The organism is Streptomyces sp. NPDC017529 (assembly GCF_044329785.1).
In the GTDB taxonomy this organism is placed as follows: Bacteria; Actinomycetota; Actinomycetes; order Streptomycetales; family Streptomycetaceae; genus Streptomyces.
In genome coordinates, this window is sequence record NZ_JBIRJY010000003.1 from 518,673 (window position 1) to 541,254 (window position 22,582).

18 protein-coding genes are annotated in these 22,582 nt (G+C 71.5%); 9 read left to right on the forward strand and 9 right to left on the reverse strand.

Annotated features, from left to right (window positions below):
- Window positions 1–122 precede the first annotated feature (122 nt).
- From ACH4K4_RS09600 to iolC, 5 genes are all read right to left on the reverse strand, one after another.
- A complete protein-coding gene (locus ACH4K4_RS09600) occupies window positions 123–1,616 on the reverse strand; it encodes a CoA-acylating methylmalonate-semialdehyde dehydrogenase (protein ID WP_398166019.1) in 1,494 nt (497 codons plus the stop codon).
- An 87-nt stretch (window positions 1,617–1,703) separates the two neighbouring features.
- Window positions 1,704–3,602: a 3D-(3,5/4)-trihydroxycyclohexane-1,2-dione acylhydrolase (decyclizing) gene (gene iolD / locus ACH4K4_RS09605; protein ID WP_398166021.1), complete on the reverse strand. Its 1,899-nt coding sequence runs from the start codon at window positions 3,600–3,602 to the stop codon at window positions 1,704–1,706.
- Window positions 3,599–4,492 carry a 5-deoxy-glucuronate isomerase gene (gene iolB, locus ACH4K4_RS09610; protein WP_398166022.1) on the reverse strand — a complete coding sequence of 298 codons (894 nt, stop codon included), beginning with the start codon at window positions 4,490–4,492 and terminating at the stop codon, window positions 3,599–3,601. Before iolB ends, iolD begins: the two co-directional genes overlap by 4 nt.
- A 30-nt stretch (window positions 4,493–4,522) precedes the next feature.
- Window positions 4,523–5,416, reverse strand: coding sequence for a deoxyribose-phosphate aldolase (locus tag ACH4K4_RS09615; protein WP_398166024.1), 894 nt, complete (start codon window positions 5,414–5,416; stop codon window positions 4,523–4,525).
- An 80-nt stretch (window positions 5,417–5,496) separates the two neighbouring features.
- The gene (iolC, locus tag ACH4K4_RS09620) at window positions 5,497–6,522 is read right to left on the reverse strand and encodes a 5-dehydro-2-deoxygluconokinase (protein WP_398166026.1); all 1,026 of its coding nucleotides are present in this window, start codon (window positions 6,520–6,522) and stop codon (window positions 5,497–5,499) included.
- Between the two features lie 293 nt (window positions 6,523–6,815).
- Between iolC and ACH4K4_RS09625 the strand changes: the two genes are divergently transcribed.
- The 7 genes from ACH4K4_RS09625 (at window position 6,816) to ACH4K4_RS09655 (ending at window position 13,268) form a co-directional block, all read left to right on the forward strand.
- On the forward strand, window positions 6,816–7,736 hold the full coding sequence (locus tag ACH4K4_RS09625) for a sugar phosphate isomerase/epimerase family protein (RefSeq protein ID WP_398166027.1): 921 nt from the start codon (window positions 6,816–6,818) through the stop codon (window positions 7,734–7,736).
- Window positions 7,737–7,770: 34 nt separating this feature from the next.
- Complete coding sequence (locus ACH4K4_RS09630; RefSeq protein ID WP_398166029.1) at window positions 7,771–8,796, forward strand: Gfo/Idh/MocA family protein; 1,026 nt, start codon at window positions 7,771–7,773, stop codon at window positions 8,794–8,796.
- Between the two features lie 137 nt (window positions 8,797–8,933).
- Window positions 8,934–9,107: a hypothetical protein gene (locus ACH4K4_RS09635; RefSeq protein ID WP_398166031.1), complete on the forward strand. Its 174-nt coding sequence runs from the start codon at window positions 8,934–8,936 to the stop codon at window positions 9,105–9,107.
- A complete protein-coding gene (locus tag ACH4K4_RS09640) occupies window positions 9,104–10,612 on the forward strand; it encodes a sugar porter family MFS transporter (RefSeq protein ID WP_398166032.1) in 1,509 nt (502 codons plus the stop codon). Before ACH4K4_RS09635 ends, ACH4K4_RS09640 begins: the two co-directional genes overlap by 4 nt.
- Window positions 10,613–10,852: 240 nt before the next feature.
- The gene (locus tag ACH4K4_RS09645; RefSeq protein ID WP_360122798.1) at window positions 10,853–11,056 is read left to right on the forward strand and encodes a MerR family transcriptional regulator; all 204 of its coding nucleotides are present in this window, start codon (window positions 10,853–10,855) and stop codon (window positions 11,054–11,056) included.
- Between the two features lie 86 nt (window positions 11,057–11,142).
- On the forward strand, window positions 11,143–12,084 hold the full coding sequence (locus tag ACH4K4_RS09650) for a 2-dehydropantoate 2-reductase (RefSeq protein ID WP_398166033.1): 942 nt from the start codon (window positions 11,143–11,145) through the stop codon (window positions 12,082–12,084).
- 122 nt (window positions 12,085–12,206) lie between these two features.
- The gene (locus ACH4K4_RS09655) at window positions 12,207–13,268 is read left to right on the forward strand and encodes a Gfo/Idh/MocA family oxidoreductase (protein ID WP_398166034.1); all 1,062 of its coding nucleotides are present in this window, start codon (window positions 12,207–12,209) and stop codon (window positions 13,266–13,268) included.
- Between the two features lie 15 nt (window positions 13,269–13,283).
- Here the strand turns inward: ACH4K4_RS09655 and ACH4K4_RS09660 are convergent, their stop codons facing one another.
- Together ACH4K4_RS09660 and ACH4K4_RS09665 are read right to left on the reverse strand one after the other, a co-directional pair.
- The gene (locus tag ACH4K4_RS09660) at window positions 13,284–14,504 is read right to left on the reverse strand and encodes a cation:proton antiporter (protein WP_398166036.1); all 1,221 of its coding nucleotides are present in this window, start codon (window positions 14,502–14,504) and stop codon (window positions 13,284–13,286) included.
- Between the two features lie 11 nt (window positions 14,505–14,515).
- Window positions 14,516–15,274, reverse strand: a complete 759-nt coding sequence (locus ACH4K4_RS09665) for a DedA family protein (protein WP_398166038.1) — start codon at window positions 15,272–15,274, stop codon at window positions 14,516–14,518.
- 228 nt (window positions 15,275–15,502) lie between these two features.
- Between ACH4K4_RS09665 and ACH4K4_RS09670 the strand changes: the two genes are divergently transcribed.
- Together ACH4K4_RS09670 and ACH4K4_RS09675 are read left to right on the forward strand one after the other, a co-directional pair.
- Window positions 15,503–15,799 (forward strand): heavy-metal-associated domain-containing protein, encoded by a 297-nt coding sequence (locus ACH4K4_RS09670; RefSeq protein WP_398166039.1) that lies wholly within the window; start codon window positions 15,503–15,505, stop codon window positions 15,797–15,799.
- A gap of 5 nt (window positions 15,800–15,804) precedes the next feature.
- Window positions 15,805–18,192, forward strand: a complete 2,388-nt coding sequence (locus ACH4K4_RS09675) for a heavy metal translocating P-type ATPase (RefSeq protein WP_398166041.1) — start codon at window positions 15,805–15,807, stop codon at window positions 18,190–18,192.
- Window positions 18,193–18,703: 511 nt separating this feature from the next.
- On the opposite strand, the gene ACH4K4_RS09680 is transcribed toward ACH4K4_RS09675, so the two are convergent.
- Both ACH4K4_RS09680 and ACH4K4_RS09685 read right to left on the reverse strand, forming a co-directional pair.
- Window positions 18,704–19,993 carry a citrate synthase gene (locus ACH4K4_RS09680; RefSeq protein ID WP_398166042.1) on the reverse strand — a complete coding sequence of 430 codons (1,290 nt, stop codon included), beginning with the start codon at window positions 19,991–19,993 and terminating at the stop codon, window positions 18,704–18,706.
- Between the two features lie 115 nt (window positions 19,994–20,108).
- A complete protein-coding gene (locus tag ACH4K4_RS09685; RefSeq protein ID WP_398166043.1) occupies window positions 20,109–22,376 on the reverse strand; it encodes an ATP-dependent RecD-like DNA helicase in 2,268 nt (755 codons plus the stop codon).
- Window positions 22,377–22,582 lie beyond the last annotated feature (206 nt).

Genomic DNA, 22,582 nt, shown 5'->3' on the forward strand with positions numbered 1-22,582 from the left:
CATTTGCTCCCGGCTGCGGCCCGGGCGCCCCAGGGCGCCCCGGGGGGGGGGGGGGGGGTGGCGGGGGGGGGGGGGGGGGGGGCGGGGGGGCGGGGCGCCCCCCCCCCGCCCCCCCGGCCACGTCAGTGGTTGCTGGGGAAGCCCAGGTTGATGCCGCCGTCGGACGGGTCCGGCCAGCGGGTGGTGACGACCTTGCCGCGGGTGTAGAAGTGCACACCGTCGTTGCCGTAGATGTGGTGGTCGCCGAAGAGGGAGTCCTTCCAGCCACCGAAGGAGTGGTAGCCGACCGGCACCGGGATCGGCACGTTCACGCCGACCATGCCGGCCTCGACCTCCAGCTGGAAGCGGCGGGCCGCGCCGCCGTCCCGGGTGAAGATGGCGGTGCCGTTGCCCCACGGCGAGGAGTTCACGAGCGAGATCGCCTCGTCGTAGGTGTCCACGCGGACGACGGACAGGACGGGGCCGAAGATCTCGTCGCGGTAGGCGTCCATCTCGGGCGTGACGTTGTCGAGCAGCGAGACGCCGATCCAGTGGCCGTTCTCGTGGCCGGCGACGGTGAAGCCCGTGCCGTCGATCACGACGTCCGCGCCCTGGGCCGCAGCGCCCGTCACGTACGAGGCGACCTTGTCGCGGTGCGCCTTGGTGATGAGCGGGCCCATCTCGGAGGCCGGGTCCTCGCCGGGGCCGATGATCAGCGCGGCGGCCCGCTCCTTGATCTTCTCGATCAGCGGGTCGGCGGTGCCGCCGACGGCCACCACGACGGAGATCGCCATGCAGCGCTCGCCCGCCGAGCCGTACGCGGCGTTGATCGCGGAGTCCGCGGCCAGGTCCAGGTCGGCGTCCGGCAGGACCAGCATGTGGTTCTTGGCGCCACCGAGGGCCTGCACGCGCTTGCCGTTGGCCGTGCCGGTGGTGTGGATGTAGCGGGCGATGGGGGTGGAGCCGACGAAGGAGACGGCGGCGACGTCCGGGTGCTCCAGGATGCGGTCCACCGCGACCTTGTCGCCGTTGACGATGTTCAGCACGCCGTCCGGCAGGCCCGCCTCGGCGGCCAGCTCGGCCAGCTTGTAGGCGGCCGAGGGCACCTTCTCGCTGGGCTTGAGGACGAAGGTGTTGCCGCAGGCGATGGCCAGCGGGAACATCCACATCGGCACCATCGCCGGGAAGTTGAACGGCGTGATGCCGGCGACGACGCCGAGGGACTGGCGGATGGCGGCCACGTCCACGCGGGTGGAGACCTGGGTGGACAGCTCGCCCCTGAGCTGCTGCGGGATGCCGCAGGCCAGCTCGACGATCTCCAGGCCGCGGGCGACCTCGCCGAGCGCGTCGCTGTGCACCTTGCCGTGCTCGGCGGTGATCAGCGCGGCCAGCTCGTCGCGGTGCGCGTCGATCAGCTCGCGGTAGGCGAACAGCACGGCCGTACGCTTCGCCAGCGAGCTGGTGCCCCAGGTGCGGAACGCCTCCTTGGCGGCAGCGACGGCCGCGTCCACCTCGTCCACGGAGGCGAAGGCGACCTGCTTCTCCTGGGCGCCGGTAGCCGGATTGTAGACGGGGCCGAAGGTGCCGGAGACGCCCTCGGCGGGCTTGCCGCCGATCCAGTGGTTGACGGTCTTCATGCGGAGGCCTTTCTGCGTGACGGCAGCGAGCGGATGTCGTGACGGCGGTCGGACGGTGGCGGCGGGCGGTCGGTGCGGCGGGCGGTGTCAGAGGTGGCGGCGGCGGTCGGCGGCGTGCCGGTCGTATTCCTCGCGGGCCGCGACCGCCGCCGGACGCGTCGCGGTCTCGGCCACAGGGACATCCCACCAGGCTTGGGCGGCGGGCGCGCCCGGCACAGTGTCGGCCGTTTCGGTCTCGACATAGACACATGTGGGGCGCTCGTCGGCGCGGGCCGCGGCGAGCGCGGCGCGCAGCCCGCCGACGGTCGAGGCGCGGATGACGTGCATGCCCAGGGACGCGGCGTTCGCGGCGAGGTCCACGGGCAGCGGGTCGCCGGTGTAGGAGCCGTCGGCGGCGCGGTAGCGGTAGGCGGTGCCGAAGCGCTCGGCGCCGGTCGCCTCGGAGAGGCCGCCGATGGAGGCGTAGCCGTGGTTCTGGACGAGCACGACGTTGATGTTGATGCCTTCCTGGACCGCGGTGACGATCTCGGTGGGCATCATCAGGTACGTGCCGTCGCCGACCAGGGCCCATACGGGGCGGTCGGGGACGGCCAGCCGCACCCCGATGGCGGCGGGGATCTCGTAGCCCATGCAGGAGTAGCCGTATTCGAGGTGGTACTGGCGGCGGGAGCGGGCGCGCCACAGTTTGTGCAGGTCGCCGGGGAGCGAACCGGCCGCGTTGATGACGACGTCCTGGTCGCCGACGGTGGCGTCCAGTGCGCCGAGGACCTGGGCCTGGGAGGGGCGTACGGAGTCGTCGGGCGCGGCGTAGGCGGCGTCGACGAGGGTTTCCCAGCGGGTCTTGGCGGCGCCGTACTCCGCCTCGTAGGCCCGTGTGACGCGATGTCCTGACAGGGCCTCGGTAAGCGCTTGCAGTCCGGCGCGGGCGTCGGCGACCAGGGAGGTCGCGGCGAGCTTGTGGGCGTCGAAGGAGGCGATGTTCAGGTTGACGAAGCGGACGCCAGGGGCGGCGAAGAGGGTGGAGGAGGCGGTGGTGAAGTCCGTGTAGCGGGTGCCGACGCCGATGACGAGGTCGGCCTGGCGGGCCAGCGCGTCGGCCGTGGCGGTGCCGGTGTGGCCGATGCCGCCCACGTCGGCCGGGTGGTCGTGGCGCAGGGAGCCCTTGCCCGCCTGGGTGGAGGCGACCGGGATGCCGGTGGCGTCGGCGAGGGCGCGCAGCGCGTCCTCGGCCTCGCTGTGGTGGACGCCGCCGCCCGCGATGATCAGTGGCCGTTCGGCGGCGCGTACCGCCCGTACGGCTTCGGCGAGCGCGGTGGCGTCGGGCGCGGGGCGCGGCACCCGCCAGACGCGGTCGGCGAAGAACTCCTCGGGCCAGTCGTACGCCTCGGCCTGTACGTCCTGCGGCAGCGCGAGGGTGACGGCACCGGTCTCGACGGGGTCGGCGAGCACCCGCATCGCCTGGAGGGCGGCCGGGACCAGTGCCTCGGGGCGGGTGACGCGGTCGAAGTAGCGGGAGACCGGGCGCAGCGCGTCGTTGACGGACACGTCGCCCGCGTACGGCACTTCGAGCTGCTGGAGGACGGGGTCGGCGGGGCGGGTGGCGAAGATGTCGCCGGGCAGCAGCAGGACCGGGAGGCGGTTGACGGTGGCGAGGGCCGCGCCGGTGACGAGGTTGGTGGCGCCGGGGCCGATGGACGTCGTGACGGCGTGCGCGGACAGGCGGTCGCGCTGGCGGGCGTAGCCGACCGCGGCGTGCACCATGGCCTGTTCGTTGCGGCCCTGGAGGTAGGGCATGGTGTCGGGGCCCGCCTCCAGGAGGGCCTGGCCGATGCCGGCGACGTTGCCGTGTCCGAAGATGCCCCAGCAGGCGTTGACCAGGCGCTGCCGCGGGGGCGCGCCGGGTGCCGCGGAACCGTCCCGCTCCGTGTACTGGTGGGCCAGGAACCGGACCAGTGCCTGCGCCACCGTGAGGCGTCGAGTGGTCATCGGGTGTCTCCCGCGGGGGCGTCGTAGAGGGGCAGGCGGGGGTCCACGGCCTGGTCGGGCCAGGTGTCGCGGATCCAGCCGTGCTCGGGGTGGTCGCAGATCAGCCAGGCGCGCTCCTCGCCGGGACCCGCCATCACGTTGAGGTAGTACATGTCGTGGCCGGGGGCGGCGATGGACGGGCCGTGCCAGCCGTCGGGGATCAGTACGGCGTCGCCGCCGCGCACTTCGGCGAGCACGTCCGTGCCGCGGCCGTTGCCGGAGGGGCTGACGCGCTGGTAGCCGAGCCCTTCGGAGCCGTGGGCCGGGGCGATCTCGAAGTAGTAGATCTCCTCCAGCTCGCTCTCCTCGCCCGGCCGGCACTCGTCGTGCTTGTGCGGCGGGTACGAGGACCAGTTGCCGCCGGGGGTGAGCACCTCGACGGCGATGAGCTTGTCGCACTCGAAGACGCCGGCCGCGCCGAAGTTGTTGACCTGGCGCGAGCAGTTGCCCGTACCGCGCAGCTCCACGGGCACACCGCTCGCGGCGCCGTAGCGCGCGGGCAGCCGGCGCGTGCAGCGGGCGCCGGTCAGCGCGAACCGGCCGCCCGCTGCGCTGCTGATGCGCACTTCGGCGTCGCGCGGTACGTACGCGAAGTCCGTGACCCCGCTGAACACGTCCTTCCGCCCGGCCAGTTCGTACGTCCCGTCTCCCTGGACCGCGACCGAGCAGCCGCCGTTCAGGGGCAGCACGATCCACTCGCTGTCGCCGGTGGCGAACGCGTGGCTCCCGCCGGGCGGCAGCGCGAGGACGCGGAGGGACGAATGGCCCCAGCCCGCCCGCTCCGGGTCGATGTCCAGCTCGTACGGTCCGTCGGCCGCTTCCCGGGCCCTGATGTGAAACTCGGTGCTCATGGCTGCAAGTCTCCTCCTCGCCACTGACAGTTACCGGTGGAGCAGTGACACGGCGGTGTCCACGGCCGCGGTCACGTCCCCGTCGGCCGGGTAGAGCAGCGACCGGCCCGCCACCAGCCCCTGCACGGTCGGCAGCCGCAGCGCCTTGCGCCACTTCTCGTACGCCGCTTCCTGGTCCTCGGCGGTGTCCTTGATGTCGCCGCCGAGCAGTACGGTCGGCAGCGTCGAGGTCTCGCAGACCTGCGCCATGTCGTCCGGGTCGTCGGTGACCGGCAGCTTCAGCCAGGTGTACGCGGAGGTGCCGCCCAGCCCCGAGGCGATGGCGACGGACTTCGTGACGGCTTCCGCGCTCAGGTCGTTGCCGACCTTGCCGTCCACCCGGCGGGAGAGGAACGGCTCGACGAAGGTGGGCAGTTCCCGTTCGGCCATGGCGTCGATGGCGCGGGCCGTGGACTCCAGCGTGGCCAGCGAGCCGGGGTCCTCGTAGTCGATGCGGAGCAGCAGCTTGCCGGCGTCGAAGCGCAGCCGGGCGATGTCCTGGGGGCGGTGGCCGGTGAACCGGTCGTCCATCTCGAAGGAGGCGCCGGCGATACCGCCGCGGTTCATGGAGCCCATGGCGACCTTGCCTTCGAGGGCGCCGAGCAGCAGCAGGTCCTCCAGGATGTCGGCAGTGGCGAGCACGCCGTCCACGCCGGGCCGGGACAGCGCGAGGCACAGGCGTTCCAGCAGGTCGAGGCGGTTGGCCATGGCCAGTTTGCGGTCGCCGACGGCGAGCGCGCCGCGCGCCGGGTGGTCGGCCGCGACGATCATCAGCCGGCCGCTGTCGCCCATCAGGGGACGGCGGGTGCGGCGCGCCGCGGCCTCCGCGACGGCTTGCGGGTGCCGGGCCCGCAACGTCACGAGGTCGGAGATCCGAGTGGTCAAGGCGGTCTCACCTTCTGGGGGCGGGGGCGTACGGGGGTGGGCGCCGCGCCCTGCGGGGACAGGGCGCGCCGGTCGCGGGCTCAGCGCGCGCCGAGGAACTCCTCGACCTCGTCGCACGTCGGCATGGCGGACGAACAGGCCAGCCGGGACGCCACGATCGCGCCCGCGGCGTTGGCGTAGCGCATCATCGGCTCCAGTTCCCAGCCCGACAGCAGTCCGTGGCAGAGCGCGCCGCCGAAGGAGTCGCCGGCGCCCAGGCCGTTGACGACTTCGACGGGGGTGGGCGGCACCTCGGCGGTGCGGCCGTCGCGGTGCGCGGCCAGTACGCCCTTGGGGCCCTGCTTGATCACGGCGAGTTCGACGCCCATGTCCAGCAGCGCCCGCGCGCACCGCTCCGGGTCGCGGGCACCGGTCGCGACCTCGGCCTCGTCCACGTTGCCGACCGCGACGGTCGCGTGGGCGAGCGCCGCCTCGTAGTACGGACGGGCCGTGGCCATCGCCGCCGCCCCGGTGGCGCCGCCGTCTCCGGAGGCGCCGCCCCGGCCGCCCCAGAACATGGGCCGCCAGTCCAAATCGAAGACGGTGGGGCCCGCCTTGGCGCGGGCTTCGACCGCGGCAAGGGTGGCGGCGCGGCTGGGTTCCTCGCACAGGCCGGTGCCGGTGATCCAGAAGACGCGGGCGGCGCGAATCGCGTCCACGTCCAGTTCTTCGGGGTGGATGACCAGGTCGGGGGCCTTGGGGCGGCGGTAGAAGTAGAGCGGGAAGTCGTCCGGCGGGAAGATCTCGCAGAAGGTGACGGGCGTCGGGTACGCCTCGACGGGGGTCACCCAGCGGTCGTCCACGCCGAAGTCGCGCAGCGCCTGGTGGACGTAGTCGCCGAAGGGGTCGCGGCCGGTGCGGCTGACGACCGCGGTGCGCCGGCCCAGTCGGGCGGCGGCGACCGCGACGTTGGTGGCCGAGCCGCCGAGGAACTTCCCGAACGTCTCGACCCGGGACAACGGGACGCCCGTCTGCAGGGGGTAGATGTCCACCCCGATGCGCCCCATGGTGATCAGGTCGAACGGACCGGTCCCGCCGGTCTCTCCGGTCTGCCGCGGCTCGCTCATGTGCGCCCCTTCGGTTCGTCGCTGACCACAGGTCTAACGGGGAGCCCGAGACGGTGTCAATACTTTGTCCTTACATTCTGACGTCGGAGTTCCCGCGGAGAGATCGCCGCCTTGCGGCGCCAGGGGCGGGCGGCGCACCGTACTCACGAGTTACAAAGTCCTTAAGTCCTTATGTCAGGACGAAGTCTTGACACTCCCCGGAGCGGGATGGAGGCTGTGCCCCACAAACCGGCCCCACAACCCAGCCCCGCGCCTTCCCGGTCACCGCCGACCGGCGAGAGGAGAGCCGCAGCATGTCCGTTCCCCATGCCGTCCCGCGCGTCCTGGACCGCCTGCGCGTCGGATCGGCCCCCGACTCCTGGGGAGTCTGGTTCCCCGACGACGAACAGCAGGTTCCCTGGCGGCGCTTCCTCGACGAGGTCGCCGAGGCACAGTACGAGTGGATCGAACTCGGCCCCTACGGCTACCTTCCCACCGACCCCGCCGTCCTCCGCGCGGAGCTCGCCGCACGCGACCTGAAGGTCTCGGCCGGCACCGTCTTCACCTCCCTGCACCACGGCCCGGACGTATGGGACAAGACCTGGGCGCACGTCAGCGAGGTCGCCACCCTCGCCCGCGCGATGGACGCGGGGCACCTGGTGGTCATCCCCTCCTTCTGGCGCGACGACAAGACCGCCGAGGAACTGGAGCCGCGCGAGCTGACCGCCGAGCAGTGGCACCACCTGAACAGCGGCATGGAACGGCTGGGCAGGCGGGTACGGGAGGAGTTCGGCCTCGACATCGTCGTGCACCCGCACGCCGACACCCACATCGACACCGAGGAACACGTCGAGCGCTTCCTCGACGGAACCGACTCCTCGCTGGTCAGCCTCTGCCTGGACACCGGGCACTACGCGTACTGCGGCGGCGACAGCGTCAAACTCATCAAGACCTACGGCGAGCGGATCGGCTACCTCCACCTCAAGCAGGTCGCCCCGGACATCCTCGCGGACGTCGTCGAGAAGGGCACGCCCTTCGGGCCCGCGGTCCGGCAGGGCGTCATGTGCGAACCGCCGCTCGGCGTCCCCGCGCTGCCGCCCGTCCTGGAGGCCGCCCAGGAACTGGACGTCGACCTCTTCGCCATCGTCGAGCAGGACATGTACCCCTGCCCCTCCGACCAGCCCCTGCCCATCGCCCGGCGCACCCGCCGTTTCCTGCGCTCCTGCGGCGCCTGAGTCCCTTCCGTACGGAGCGAGGAGTTCCCACCAGATGAGCCAGCAGCACGGAACGCTGGGCGTGGCGGTCATCGGCACCGGCCGCATGGGCGCCGACCACGTACGCCGCATCAACGACGTCATCAGCGGCGCGCGGGTGGCGGCCGTCGTCGACATCGACGCGGACCGGGCCAAGCGCGCCGCCGACGGCGTCACGGGGTGTACGCCCTACACCGACCCCGCGGCCGCCATGGCGGACCCGGGCGTCGACGCCGTACTGATCGCGTCGCCGGGCGCCGCCCACGAGGACGCGCTGCTCACCGCGTTCTCGCACGACCTGCCGGTGCTGTGCGAGAAACCGCTCACCCCCGACCCGGCCTCCGCGCTGCGCGTCCTGAAGGCCGAGCAGGAACTGGGCCGCCGGCGGGTACAGGTCGGCTTCATGCGCCGGTACGACACCGACTACCTCAAGCTCAAGGCGTTGCTGGACCAGGGCGCCTACGGCCGCACCCTGATGCTGCACAACAAGCACCGCAACGCCGACACGCCCCCCGGCTTCACCAACGCCATGATGATCCACGACTCGGTCGTCCACGAGATCGACGTGACGCGCTGGCTGCTGGACGAGGAGATCACCGCCGTACGCGTGCTGCGCCCGGCCGCCACCGGCAACGCGCCCGGGGGCCTGAGCGACCCGCAGCTGATCCTCTTCGAGACCGCGGCCGGGCAGGTCGTGGACACCGAGCTCTTCGTCAACTGCGGCTTCGGCTACCAGGTCACGTGCGAGGCGGTCTGCGAGGGCGGCACCGCACGGATCGGCGACGACCGCGGCGTATTCGTCAACACCGCCGGCACATGGGGCGGCTCGATCACACCGGGCTTCGTGGAACGCTTCGAGGAGGCGTACGACCGGCAGGTGCAGCGCTGGGTGGACGCCACCCGGCGCGGCGAGGTCGAGGGACCGAGCTGCTGGGACGGCTACGCGGCGGCCGCGGTGTGCGAGGCGGGCGTACGCGCCCAGGCCGCCGCCGGCGAGCGCGTCGCCGTCGAACTGGCCGAGCGCCCCGCGCTCTACCGCTGAGCCGCGGCCGGCTCCCGCCGCGCCCGTGTCACACCCCCTGTTACGGCCGTCGCGCCGCCGCACGGCACGGCGTGCGTTCCGGCCTGCCCTCCGGCCGGAGACGCGGCCCGCGTCACCACCCGAAAGGCCTCCCCCTTGTGAAGATCGCTCTGGACCCGTACCTGTTCCGCCACGTACCACTGCCCGAACTGCCCGCCCTGGTGGCCGAGCCGGGCTACGAATGGATCGAGCTGTCACCGCGCGACGGCGTCAACCCGATCCTCCTGCACCCCCGCATCGACGCGTACCTCACGGCGAACCGGAGCCGATGACGATGGCCGCACCGACCAGGCCGGCGGGGGCCGCAGGCGGGACCGACGCCGCGGGTGCCTCTCCGGCGGAATCCGCGTCCCCCTCGGCATCCGCCGTCTCCCCCGCGGCCCGCACCGCCAGGCGCTTCATCGTCGCCATCGCCGCAGTCGCCGCGCTCGGCGGCGCCCTGTTCGGCTACGACACCGGAGTCGTCTCCGGCGCGCTCCCCTTCATGGAGGCCCACTTCGGCCTCAGCTCGCTGGGCGAGGGCGTCATCACCAGCGCGCTGCTCATCGGCGCGGCCTTCGGGTCACTGGCCGGCGGACGGATGTCCGACCTGCTGGGGCGGCGCGACTCGCTGCTGTGGGCGGGCGCCGTGTTCATCGGCGGCGCCGTCGCCGTGGCGCTCGCGCCCACCGTCCCCTTCATGGTCGTGGCGCGCTTCGCCCTCGGCCTCGCGGTGGGCAGCGCCTCCGTGATCACCCCGCTGTACCTGTCGGAGATCGCACCGCCGCACATCCGCGGCCGGCTGGTCTCCTTCAACTCCCTGATGATCGTCAGCGGCCAGCTGCTGGCGTATCTCGTCAACGCCGTTCTCGCCCGGTGGGAGGCGTGGCGCTGGATGCTGGGCCTGGCGGCGCTGCCCGCCGTCGCCCTGTTCATCGGGCTGTTCTTCCTTCCCGACACTCCTCGCTGGTACGTCGGCAAGGGGCGTACGGAGCAGGCCGCGCGGGTCCTGCGGCGCACGCTGCCCGCCGGGGAGGTCGACGGGGAGCTGGCCCGTATCAACCGGGCGCGGGCCCTGGAGGCCGACGCGCGGCGCGGCGCCTGGCGGGACCTGCGCACGCCGTGGGTGCGGCGCATCCTGCTCGTCGGCATCGGGCTGGCGGCGGTCCAGCAGATCACCGGTGTCAACGCGGTCATCTACTTCGCGCCCAAGATCCTGGCCGGCACCGGGCTGGGCACCGACGCCGCGATCACCGCCACCATCGCGGTGGGCGCCGTCTCCGTCCTCGCCACCGCGGTCGGGATGTCGCTGATCGACAAGGTCGGACGCCGGCCGATGCTGCTCACCGGGCTTTCCGGGATGACCGTGTCGCTGGCTCTTCTGGGCGCCTCCTTCCACCTCCCGAAGTCCACCGGCGTCAGCATCCTCGTCCTCGGCCTGATGGTCCTCTACATGGGCTTCATGCAGGGCACCTTGAACACCGGCGTCTGGCTGCTGCTCGCCGAGATGTTCCCGCTGAAGGTGCGCGGCCTGGCCATGGGCGCCGCGGTGTTCGTGATGTGGCTGGTCAACTTCGCGGTGGCGCTGGTCTTCCCGGTGCTCCTGGACGCGGCGGGCGCGAGCGTCACGTTCTGGATCTTCGGCCTGATGTGCGTGGTGTCCCTGCTCTTCTGCAAGCGGTACGCGCCGGAGACCAAGGGCATGGCGCTGGAGGACCTGGAGCACGAACTTCGCAAGGAGGGTGCGGCGGCGGGCGCGGCGAACGGGAACACCCCGGAACGCCGGACGGAGACGTAAGGCCGAGCACGCGAACCGCCCGCTCCCGCCGCCCATTTCTTCATACCGTGACAGCGTGCCCCATCCGTTACGGCTGTCACCGTTACGCAGGTCTTCCGTCACAGCCGTTCGACAGCCCCTCCCCCTTGCGCGGTCCGCGTCGTTCACCGGGCGCAGGCTGAGTGATCACCAGACCGCCGCAGCTCCCCCGCCGGCTCCCCCGAGCCGCCACTGCGAGCGGCTGAGGGAGGTGCACGACACATGACCGACCGCAGGCTCTGGTCGTACAAGGAAATCGCCGCACACATCCGGGTCCAGCCGGACACCGTGCGCTCCTACCGCAAGCACGGGCTACTGCCGCCACCTGATCTGGTGGAGGGCGGAAGACCGTACTGGTTCGCCGACACCGTACGGGCCTGGGTGGCCCAGCGCCCCGGACACGGCGGCCGTCGCGACAAGACCTGACCTCCCCTCAGCACCCGCCGTCAGCACGGCCCCGCGCCACGGTGCGCGGGGCCTCCCGGGAAGGGACCAGGACTTACGCTCGGTACATGCCACCGATACCCGAACCTCCCACGCCCCGCCGCATCGCCGTGATCGGCGGTGGCGCGATCGGCGGTCTCGTGGCGGCGCTCGCCCACCGCGCCGGGCACGACGTCACGCTGTGCGTCCGGACGCCGCTGGACCGGCTCACCCTCGAATCGGGCGGCGAAGTCACCGACGCCGGTGTACGTTTCGCCGTCGATCCGGCAGCGGCCGTCCCCGCCGACTGGGTCTTCCTGACGACCAAGGCCCAGGACACCGCCGGCACGGCCGGCTGGCTGCGCCGCCTGTGCCACGGCGAAACGGTGGTCACCGTGCTCCAGAACGGCATCGACCACACCGAGCGCGTGGCGCCGCACGTCCCCGACGGTACGGAAATCCAGCCGGCGGTCTTCTACGTCTCGGTGGAACGCACCGCCCCCGGCCGCGTCAAGCACTACGCCGGCAACGAGATCCACGTACCGGACGGCCCGCTCGCCGCCCGACTCACCGCGCTCCTCACGGCGGGCCTGAAGGTCGTGCCGGTAACGGACTTCACGACGGCCCTCTGGCAGAAGCTCTTCACCAATCTCGCGGCCAACCCGCTCACCGCCCTCCTCCAGCAGCGCATGGGCATCTTCTCCGACCCCGGCATGGCCGCGCTCACCCGCGACATCCTGGCCGAGGCCGCCACCGTGGCCCGGGCCGAGGGCGCGGACATCGGCGATGCCGACATCGACCGCGTACTGGAGATGTACGCGCTGGTCCCGCCCGACGGCGGCTCGTCGATGCTCTACGACCGCCTGGCCGGCCGCCCTTTGGAACACGAACACATCACCGGCGCAGTGGTGCGCGCCGGCGAACGCCGGGGCATCCCCACACCCCTGAACGGCATGCTCCTCACCCTGCTGCGCGCGGTGGACCGCGATCTCCGCGCCGCCAGGGAGGGCGCGGCCATCGTCCGGCACTGAGGGGTCCGCGTCCGACCGCACGGACCAAGGGTTGACATCCTAATGTAAGGACATGCACGCTGCGGCGGAGCGCCGGCCCGCCCGGATGCCGCGCGGCGCATCCCTCACAGAGGAGTTGGCACATGAAGATCGGCCTGATCGGCACCGGACGCATCGGCGCGTTCCACGCCGAGACTCTGAAGTCCGTCCCCGGTGTGGAACGCATCGTCGTCGCCGATGCCGACGCGGCCCGCGCCCGGGTGCTCGCGGACACCCTCGGCGTCGACGCCGCCGAGACACTCCCGCAGTTGTACGAGGACGGCCTGGACGGCGTCGTCGTCACCGCCGCCACCAGCGCGCACGCCGAACTGATCCACCAGGCGCTGGACGCGGAGGTACCGGTCTTCTGCGAGAAGCCGGTGGCGCTGGACGTACCGGGCACGGTCGGCGTCGTGGAGCGCGCCGGGGCCGGTTCGGTCCCCGTACAGATCGGCTTCCAGCGGCGCTTCGACCGCGGCTACCGGGCCGCCAGGGAAGCCCTGCGGGCCGGCGACCTCGGCTGGATCCACACCCTCCGGGCCTGCACCAGCGACCAGTCGCCGCCGCCCGCGGTCTACGTGCCCACTTCCGGAGGGCTGTTCCGCGACTGCAGCATCCACGATTTCGACATCCTGCGCTGGCTGACCGGCCGTGAGGTGGTCTCCGTGTACGCCCAGGGCGCCAACCGCGGCGAGTCCTTCTTCGCCGAGGGCGACGACGTGGACACCTGCGCCGCGCTGCTGCGCTTCGACGACGACACGCTGGCCACCGCCACCGCGACCCGCTACAACGGCGCGGGCCACGACGTCCGCCTGGAGGTGTGCGGCTCCAAGGGCACGCGCATCGTCGGCCTCGACGACCGCGTCCCGCTGCCGAGCGCCGAACCGCACGTCTCGTGGCAGCAGTCCGCTCCGTACACCACTTTCATGGAGCGCTTCCACGACGCGTACGTCACCGAGCTCGCCGCCTTCGTGGAGGTCGCCGCCGGCCGCGCGGAAAACCCGTGTTCACCCGCCGAGGCGCTGGAGGCGCTGTATATCGCCGAGGCGTGCGACCGCTCCCGCCGCACGGGCGAACCGGTCGAGATCGCGGACGTACGCGCCGCCGAGGCCTCCGGTGCGGCCGAAGCCGAGGCGCCTTCGACACCGGCCGGCGTCGATCCCTGATCCGGCCCCAACCGCTTACCAGGACTCGGAAGCCCCCTTCCGCGGCCCCTCCGGGACCGGCGCCAGCCCTTCCGCCCCGGCCCGCAACCGCATGGCCACCAGCGGGAAGACCAGTACGGAGATCATCGCGGCGCCCACCATGGCCGCCGCCTCGCCCGCGTCGAGCACGCCACTGTCCTGACCGATCGTCGTGATCGCGACGACCAGGGGCAGCGCCGTCGACCCGTACAGCATCAGGGCGGCCCGGTCCTTGCGGCCGAGGTCGCGGGGCGCGAGCAGGACGAGCGGCAGGCCGCGTACGACCAACAGGAGGACGAGGAAGAGCGGGAGCAGCAGGAGCGAGCGGCCGTTCTCGAAGAGGGACGACAGGTCGAACCCGACACCGGTGACGATGAAGAACAGCGGCACCAGGAAGCCGAACCCCATCGCCTCCAGCCGTCCGAGGATTTCCTGGCTGCTGTCCGGCGCGGCCTCGTGCAGCACCAGCCGCATGACGACCCCGGCAGCGAACGCGCCCAGCAGGATGTCCAGTCCGAACACCTGCGAGATGCCGAGCATCACGGCCAGCAGCAGCACGAACAGGCGGATGGCGAACTGGCCGCTGCTGTGCAGGGTGCGGGCGATGATCCGGTAGAACCACATCGGGCTGGGCTTGAGGGCCCAGTAGACGGCTCCGGCGGTCAGCAGCGCGAAGGCGAAGAGCAAGATGGTCGACTCGCCGGGGTCGCGGCCGCTGAGCAGCAGCGCCATCGCGATGATCGGCCCGAACTCGCCGACCGCGCCGGTCGCCATCATCACCGATCCGAAGCGGGTGCCCAGGTCGCCGGAGTCCCGCAGTACGGGCAGCACGGTACCGAGCGCCGTACTGGTGAGCGCGGTGCCGACGACGATCGCCTTGGAGGCGTCGCCGGCGGCGAAGGCGAAGGCGGCACCCAGGCCGACGGCGAGCGCGGCGAGCCACGCGTATCCGGCCCGCTTGAGGGTGTCGCCGCGCACCTTCGCGAACTCGATCTCGTACCCGGCGAGGAACATCAGCGTGGCGAGGCCGAGGTGGGAAAGGGCGTTGACGACCTCGCCGGGGTGCGCCCAGCCCAGGACGTCCGGGCCGATCAGGATGCCCAGCACGATCTCGAAGATGACCAGTGGCACGGGCAGCCAGCGGCCGATGCCGTAAGCGAGGAGCGGGGCGGCCACGGCGATCGCCATGATCAATACGAGCGTTGCTGACTGCGACATAAGCCGCTTTTCTACCACAAGGTACAGCGCGTTCCCGCTTCGCCGGCCGCCCGCCCCGGCAACCCGCCGGGCACGTCCTCCGGTACGCCGCCGGACCGCTCCCGCGACCCGGCGGACAGGCCGTCAGCCCGCCCGCACGGCGGGCGATCACGCCCGGCCGCGCTTCCTCCGGACACGCCGGGATCCCGCTCTGCGGTGCCGAGGTCCTTAAGGGCGCGGCGCACGGCACACCGGCGCGCCACCCACTGCACCGATGCGCCCGCGGCGGCCATCAGGACCGAGACGCCCACGCCGATGCCGATGGCGTACCACGTGTTGCCCGTCGCGGCGCTGCCGAGATATCCGAGCCCCACCGAGTACGCGGCCCAGACCGACTCGGCCGTTCCGGTGCCCGCCAGGTAACGGCGTACCGGATACCGCACCACCCCCGAGGACAGTGCCCCCACGATCCGCCCGCCAGGCAGAAAACGGACCGCCACCACGAACGGCACGCCGTGCCGCTCCATGTGCGAGGAGGCCCATTCCAGCAACGCCCGCCGCCGCGTCCGGCGAAGCATCCAGGACCGTACGGGACCGCCGAAGCGCCGCGCAACCAGGTGCATCATCAGGTCACCGAGGGTCGCGCCGCCCGCGACGACGAGCAGGACGGCGGGGAGATCCAACGTTCCCCGGGACGCGAGCACCCCGGCGGTCACCAGGAAAGCGGAATTGGGTACCAGAGGGGGCATCGTGGTGAGCGCCAGCAACCAGTACAGGGAGAGCGCGTCCATGGCCCCCGCCTCCTCGCCTCCGCCCTCAAGGCCGATACCCCAAGGCTGACGCGCGGCGGGGCACTCGGCAACGCGACAAGGGCACAGACCTGGCATCCATACCCCCTAGGGGTATAGAGTCGGGTCATCGGGAAGCGCTGGGGCCCTGGGGCAACCGGGCTTCCCTCCGACCACGCGTGCAGGACGACACACACCGAGCACGGCGAACACACGCACCAAGGAGAGACCATGACTGCCGAACAGACCAACGGCTCCTGCTGCTCCCCCGAGGGCACCTGCCACTCGGGTTCCGCCGACGTCCAGGTGGGCGGCGTCACCACCACGTACAAGGTCAGCGGCATGACCTGCGGCCACTGCGAAGGCGCCGTGTCCGCCGAGATCTCCGAGATCCCGGGCGTGAACTCGGTGCAGGCGTCCGCCGCCACCGGCCTGGTGACCGTCTCCTCCAAGGCGCCGCTGGACGAGACGGCCGTGCGCGCGGCGGTCGACGAGGCGGGGTACGAACTCGAAGGTCTGGCGGCCTGAGTCCGATGTCCGGTACGACCACGCAGGCGCGGGTCGAGCTCGCCATCGGCGGCATGACCTGCGCCTCGTGCGCGGCGCGCGTGGAGAAGAAGCTCAACCGGATGCCGGGCGTCAGCGCCACCGTCAACTTCGCCACCGAGAAGGCGCGGATCGAGTACGGCGACGAGGTGTCGGTCGACGACCTGATCGCCACGGTCGAGAAGACGGGGTACACCGCGCAGCGGCCCGCGCCGCCCGAGCCCCCGAAAGCGGACCCGGCCGGCGCCTCCCAGGAGACCGGCCCCGGCCTGCCGGAAAGTACGCAGGACGGCCCCGGCTCCCACGACCGTGAACTGGGCGAACTGCGCCGACGGCTGACCGTATCCGCCATCCTGGCCCTTCCTGTCGTCCTGCTGTCGATGGTCCCCACCCTCCAATTCGACAACTGGCAGTGGCTGTCCCTGACCCTGGCCGCGCCCGTCGTGGTCTGGGGCGCGTACCCCTTCCACCGGGCCGCCTGGACGAACCTGCGGCACGGCGCGGCCACGATGGACACCCTGGTCTCCATCGGAACGCTCGCAGCCTTCGGATGGTCCCTGTGGGCACTCTTCTTCGGCGACGCGGGCATGCCCGGCATGCGGCACGGTTTCGACTTCACCGTGGCCCGCACGGAAGGCTCCTCGGCCATCTACCTGGAGGCCGCGGCCGGAGTGACGGCCTTCCTGCTGCTCGGCCGATATCTGGAGGCGCGTTCCAAGCGGAAGGCGGGCGCCGCGCTGCGCGCGCTGATGGAGCTGGGCGCCAAGGACGTGACGGTGCTGCGAGACGGGCGCGAGGTGCGCGTCCCGGTGGGTCAGCTGGCCGTCGGCGACCGGTTCGTCGTACGTCCCGGGGAGAAGATCGCCACCGACGGCACGGTCGCCGAGGGCACCTCCGCGGTGGACGCGTCGATGCTCACCGGCGAATCGGTACCGGTCGACGTGGCGCCCGGCGACCCGGTGACGGGCGCGACGGTGAACACCAGCGGCCGGATCCTGGTCGAGGCCACCCGCGTCGGCGGGGACACCCAGCTGGCCCGCATGGCCCGGCTGGTCGAGGACGCGCAGAGCGGCAAGGCCGAGGTGCAGCGGCTCGCCGACCGCGTCTCCGCCGTCTTCGTCCCCGTCGTCCTGCTGATCGCGCTCGGCACGCTGGCCGGGTGGCTGCTGGCCACGGGCGACACGACCGCGTCCTTCACGGCCGCCGTCGCCGTACTGATCATCGCCTGTCCGTGCGCCCTCGGGCTGGCGACGCCGACCGCCCTGATGGTCGGCACGGGCCGCGGCGCCCAGCTCGGCATCCTCATCAAGGGGCCCGAGGTCCTGGAGTCCACCCGCCGAATCGACACCGTCGTGCTGGACAAGACCGGCACGGTGACTTCGGGCCGGATGAGCCTGTACGAGGCCGTGCCGGCGCCGGGGGTCACGGAGGAGGAAGTGTTGCGGCTGGCGGGCGCCCTGGAGCACTCCTCCGAGCACCCGATCGCGCGAGCCATCGCGGAAGGGGCGCGCGAGCGCTTGGGCGCACTCCCGGAGCCGGAACACTTCGAGAACGTGGCGGGCCTGGGCGTACGGGGCGTGGTGGACGGCCGCCACGTCCTGGTCGGGCGCGAGCGGCTGCTGCGTGAGGGCACCCAGGGGGTGTCGTTCCCGGAAGCCGGTGGCGTCGCCTCAGGCGGCGCGGACGATGTCCGTACGGACTCCGGAGCCGGCACCCCTTCGGACTCCGCGGCCCACGGTCTTCCGGACGCCCTGGCCGCCGCCAGGGACGCCGCCGAGGCCGCCGGGCGGACCGCCGTGCTCGTCGCCTGGGACGGGCGGCCACGCGGCCTCCTGTCGGTCGCCGACACCGTCAAGGAGACCAGCGCCGAAGCGGTCCGCCGGCTGCGCGCACTGAGGCTTACCCCGGTGCTGCTGACCGGGGACAACAGGGCGGTGGCCGAGGCGGTGGCGGCACAGGTCGGCATCGACGAGGTGATCGCGGAGGTACTGCCCGAGGACAAGGTCGCGGTCGTCGAGCGGCTGCGCGGCGAGGGCCGGAGCGTCGCGATGGTCGGCGACGGCGTCAACGACGCGGCCGCCCTGGCCACCGCCGACCTGGGGCTGGCCATGGGCACCGGCACGGACGCCGCCATCGAGGCGGGGGACCTCACCCTGGTACGCGGCGACCTGCGGGTCGCGGCCGACGCCATCCGGCTCGCCCGCAAGACGCTCGCCACGATCAGGGGCAATCTCTTCTGGGCTTTCGGCTACAACGTCGCGGCAGTGCCGCTGGCGGCGGCCGGGTTGCTCAATCCGATGATCGCGGGGGCGGCGATGGCCTTCTCCTCGGTTTTCGTGGTCAGCAACAGCCTTCGGTTGCGGCGCTTCCGGTGACGGATGTACGCGGCGCGGATTCTTTGCGCCCTTCACAATTCTCCTACAACTGACACAACACCCATACGGAAGGGCCTCGATCTCCAGGTCGAGGCCCTTGACCGCTTTCGCCCAGTTATGGCAAGAGACGCAGATCACAGTCGATGGAACGTAACCATTGTGGGGGGTCGCGAGTCTAACCGTACGGTGCAGGCACCTCGGCGGGTCCTGCACCGCAACGGCCAGGCTGGTCTTGGGGGACCTTGCCCGGCAACGCGTGGCCGGGGCGACGTGCCCGGGGAGCTTTGAGCGGCCCTCCCGTACGTGCGCGTCCCGGCAGATCGCGGCACCACCAAAGCGCCCGGACGGATCCCGTGGGGGGAATCCGACCCGGGGAACAGGGAAGCGCCCCGCGCTCCGGACCCGTGGGGGGATCTGGAGGCGGGGCGCTTTCTGCTGGACGGGCCGGCCCGGGCCGCCACGCGGGCGACCGGCCGGCCGGCAGCTGTCCCGTACCGCCGGGGGTGGCGCGTCAGCGCTCCTCGACCGGGACGAAGTCGCGCTCGACGACGCCGGTGTAGATCTGGCGCGGGCGGCCGATGCGGGAACCCGGCTCCTTGATCATCTCGTGCCACTGGGCGATCCAGCCGGGCAGCCGACCGAGCGCGAAGAGCACGGTGAACATCTCGGTCGGGAAGCCCATGGCCCGGTAGATCAGACCGGTGTAGAAGTCCACGTTCGGGTAGAGCTTGCGCGAGACGAAGTAGTCGTCGGAGAGCGCGTGCTCCTCCAGCTTGAGCGCGATGTCCAGCAGCTCGTCGGACTTGCCGAGCGCCGAGAGGACGTCGTGCGCCGCCGCCTTGATGATCTTCGCCCGGGGGTCGAAGTTCTTGTAGACGCGGTGCCCGAAGCCCATGAGCTTCACGCCGTCTTCCTTGTTCTTCACCTTGCGGATGAAGGAGTCGACGTCGCCGCCGTCGCGCTGGATGCCTTCCAGCATCTCCAGCACCGACTGGTTGGCGCCGCCGTGCAGCGGGCCCCACAGCGCGTTGATGCCGGCCGAGATCGAGGCGAACAGGTTCGCCTGCGAGGAGCCGACCAGGCGCACGGTGGAGGTCGAGCAGTTCTGCTCGTGGTCCGCGTGCAGGATCAGCAGCTTGTCCAGGGCGCTGACCACGACCGGGTCGAGGTCGTACTCGGCGGCCGGCACCGAGAAGGTCATGCGCAGGAAGTTCTCGACGTAGCCGAGGTCGTTACGCGGGTAGACCACCGGGTGGCCGACCGACTTCTTGTACGCGTACGCCGCGATCGTCGGCAGCTTGGCCAGCAGCCGGATCGTCGAGATGTGGCGCTGCCGCTCGTCGAACGGGTTGTGGCTGTCCTGGTAGAACGTCGACAGCGCGCTGACCACCGAGGACAGCATCGCCATCGGGTGGGCGTCCCGCGGGAAGCCGTCGAAGAACCGCTTGACGTCCTCGTGCAGCAGGGTGTGGTAGGTGATGTCCTGCTTGAAGTTCGCCAGCTGGTCGACGGTGGGCAGCTCACCGTTGATCAGCAGGTACGCGGTCTCGACGAACGTGCTGCGCTCTGCAAGCTGCTCGATCGGGTAGCCGCGGTACCGAAGAACGCCGTTCTCACCGTCCAGATAGGTGATCGCGGATTTGTACGCGGCAGTGTTGCCGTAACCGGAATCCAGGGTCACCAGACCGGTCTGGGCGCGCAGCTTCGAGATGTCGAAGCCCTTGTCGCCGACGGTGCTGTCGACGACCGGGTAGCTGTATTCGCCGTCCCCGTAACGCAGTACTACAGAGTTGTCGCTCACGTCATCCCTCACCGACGTTGTGCCTCTTCTTCGAGGTGCCCTGACTGCCTATACCTTCCCCCATTTGGACCTTGCGTGTGCACTCGGGGTCGGCCATAGGGCCTCCGGGCGGCACTCAGTGCCGCTTCAGCTGCCCATCCTGCTCCCCTTCGCCCCGATTGGGGAAGAGGTGACCGCGCATCGCGCCAGCGAGTCGGTGGCGCAGTGCGGTCCACCTCCGCCCGGCGGATACGGTGCGTACAGCCTGCGCCAAAGCCTTGCGGGAGCCGACCAGCACCACCAGTCGTTTTGCCCGCGTAACGGCCGTATAGAGCAGGTTTCTCTGCAACATCATCCAAGCGCCGGTGGTGACCGGAATCACCACTGCTGGATACTCGCTGCCCTGTGACCGGTGGATGGTCACCGCGTAAGCATGCGCCAGCTCGTCCAGCTCGTCGAAATCGTAGGAGACCTCCTCGTCCTCGTCCGTGAGCACCGTCAGCCACTGCTCGTCCTTGTTGATCTTGGTGACGACGCCGACGGTGCCGTTGAAGACACCGTTGCGGCCCTTCTCGTAGTTGTTCCGGATCTGTGTCACCTTGTCGCCCACCCGGAAGGACCGGCCTCCGGAGCGCCGCTCCGGCAGGTCGGGGCGGGCCGGGGTCAGTGCCTGCTGGAGGAGTCCGTTCAGCGCGCCGGCGCCGGCCGGGCCGCGGTGCATGGGCGCGAGCACCTGGACGTCCCGCCGTGGGTCGAGCCCGAACTTCGCCGGGATACGGCGGGCGACCACGTCGACCGTGAGCCGGCCGGCCTCCTCGGAGTCCTCCTCGGCGAACAGGTAGAAGTCGGTCATCCCGGTCGTGACCGGCGGCAGGCCCTCGTTGATGCGGTGGGCGTTGGTGACCACGCCGGAGTGCTGGGCCTGGCGGAAGATCCGGGTCAGCCGGACCGCCGGGACCGGGCAGTTCTCCGCGAGCAGGTCGCGCAGCACCTCGCCGGCCCCCACGGAGGGAAGCTGGTCGACGTCGCCCACCAGCAGGAGGTGGGCGCCGGGCGGCACCGCCTTGACCAGCTTGTTGGCGAGGAGCAGGTCGAGCATGGACGCCTCGTCGACCACCACCAGGTCGGCGTCGAGCGGGCGGTCCTTGTCGTACGCGGCGTCCCCGCCCGGTTTGAGCTCCAGCAGGCGGTGCACCGTGGACGCCTCGACGCCGGTCAGCTCCGAGAGCCTCTTGGCGGCCCGGCCCGTGGGGGCCGCGAGCACCACCTTGGCCTTCTTGGCGCGGGCCAGCTCCACGACCGAGCGGACCGTGAAGGACTTGCCGCAGCCCGGCCCGCCGGTGAGCACGGCGACCTTCTCGGTGAGGGCGAGCCGCACGGCGGCCTCCTGCTCGGGCGCGAGCTCGGCCCCCGTCCGCTCCGCGAGCCAGGCCAGCGCCTTGTCCCACGCCACGTCCCGGGACCACGGCATCCGGTCCTCGTGCGTACGCAGCAGGCGCAGCAGCTGCGAGGCGAGGGAGATCTCGGCCCGGTGGAAGGGAACCAGGTAGACGGCGGTGACGGGATCGCCGCCGTCCGAGGACGGCACGGTCTCGCGGACCACGCCCTCCGGATCCTCCGCCAGCTCGGCCAGGCAGTCGATGACCAGACCCGTGTCGACCTGGAGCAGCTTGACCGACGCGGAGATCAGCTGCTCCTCGGGGAGGTAGCAGTGCCCCTGGTCCGTGGATTGCGAAAGGGCGTACTGCAGGCCCGCCTTGACCCGGTCCGGGCTGTCGTGCGGGATGCCGACGGCCTGGGCGATGCGGTCGGCGGTCAGGAAGCCGATGCCCCAGACGTCGGCGGCGAGCCGGTAGGGCTGGTTCTTGACGACGGAGATCGAGGAGTCGCCGTACTTCTTGTAGATGCGCACCGCGATGGAGGTGGAGACGCCCACCCCCTGGAGGAAGATCATGACCTCCTTGATGGCCTTCTGCTCTTCCCAGGCGTCGCCGATCAGCTTCGTACGCTTCGGGCCGAGGCCGGGCACCTCGACGAGGCGCTTCGGTTGCTGCTCGATGATGTCGAGGGTCTCCAGGCCGAAGTGCTCGGTGATGCGGTCGGCCATGACCGGGCCGATGCCCTTGATGAGCCCGGAACCGAGGTAGCGGCGTATGCCCTGGATCGTGGCGGGCAGGACGGTGGTGTAGTTCTCGACGGTGAACTGCCGTCCGTACTGCGGATGGGAGCCCCAACGGCCTTCCAAGCGCAGCGACTCTCCCGGTTGCGCGCCCAGCAGCGACCCGACGACAGTGAGGAGCTCGCCGGCGCCGCCCGTATCCACACGCGCGACCGTGTAACCGGTCTCCTCATTGGCGTAGGTGATCCGCTCCAGGACCCCTTCGACCACGGCTGGAATGAACATGAACCGACCGTACAGCCCGGGTCCGACATCGCGTTCGGCCTGTGGATAACCCGGTTCGCAGGCTCTGCCGCACGGTCGCGGGCGGGCGCCGCGCCTTCTTCGGCGGGTAGCCCCGGCGGGTACTTCGCGGGCGCTTCGAGGGGCCCGGTCCGACGACCGGGCCCCTCGACTCCCCCTCCGGTCGGCCCCCTGATCCCCCCTCGGAT

What these genes read in the sequence shown, in the direction of transcription:
- iolB (WP_398166022.1), bottom strand. Translation starts at nt 4,492, where the DNA reads ATGAGCACCGAGTTTCACATCAGGGCCCGGGAAGCGGCCGACGGACCG.
- ACH4K4_RS09685 (WP_398166043.1), bottom strand. Translation starts at nt 22,376, where the DNA reads ATGTTCATTCCAGCCGTGGTCGAAGGGGTCCTGGAGCGGATCACCTAC.
- ACH4K4_RS09650 (WP_398166033.1), top strand. Translation starts at nt 11,143, where the DNA reads ATGCCACCGATACCCGAACCTCCCACGCCCCGCCGCATCGCCGTGATC.
- ACH4K4_RS09655 (WP_398166034.1), top strand. Translation starts at nt 12,207, where the DNA reads ATGAAGATCGGCCTGATCGGCACCGGACGCATCGGCGCGTTCCACGCC.
- ACH4K4_RS09645 (WP_360122798.1), top strand. Translation starts at nt 10,853, where the DNA reads ATGACCGACCGCAGGCTCTGGTCGTACAAGGAAATCGCCGCACACATC.
- ACH4K4_RS09670 (WP_398166039.1), top strand. Translation starts at nt 15,503, where the DNA reads ATGACTGCCGAACAGACCAACGGCTCCTGCTGCTCCCCCGAGGGCACC.
- ACH4K4_RS09630 (WP_398166029.1), top strand. Translation starts at nt 7,771, where the DNA reads ATGAGCCAGCAGCACGGAACGCTGGGCGTGGCGGTCATCGGCACCGGC.
- ACH4K4_RS09660 (WP_398166036.1), bottom strand. Translation starts at nt 14,504, where the DNA reads ATGTCGCAGTCAGCAACGCTCGTATTGATCATGGCGATCGCCGTGGCC.
- ACH4K4_RS09675 (WP_398166041.1), top strand. Translation starts at nt 15,805, where the DNA reads ATGTCCGGTACGACCACGCAGGCGCGGGTCGAGCTCGCCATCGGCGGC.
- ACH4K4_RS09665 (WP_398166038.1), bottom strand. Translation starts at nt 15,274, where the DNA reads ATGGACGCGCTCTCCCTGTACTGGTTGCTGGCGCTCACCACGATGCCC.
- ACH4K4_RS09640 (WP_398166032.1), top strand. Translation starts at nt 9,104, where the DNA reads ATGACGATGGCCGCACCGACCAGGCCGGCGGGGGCCGCAGGCGGGACC.
- ACH4K4_RS09600 (WP_398166019.1), bottom strand. Translation starts at nt 1,616, where the DNA reads ATGAAGACCGTCAACCACTGGATCGGCGGCAAGCCCGCCGAGGGCGTC.
- iolC (WP_398166026.1), bottom strand. Translation starts at nt 6,522, where the DNA reads ATGAGCGAGCCGCGGCAGACCGGAGAGACCGGCGGGACCGGTCCGTTC.
- iolD (WP_398166021.1), bottom strand. Translation starts at nt 3,602, where the DNA reads ATGACCACTCGACGCCTCACGGTGGCGCAGGCACTGGTCCGGTTCCTG.
- ACH4K4_RS09625 (WP_398166027.1), top strand. Translation starts at nt 6,816, where the DNA reads ATGTCCGTTCCCCATGCCGTCCCGCGCGTCCTGGACCGCCTGCGCGTC.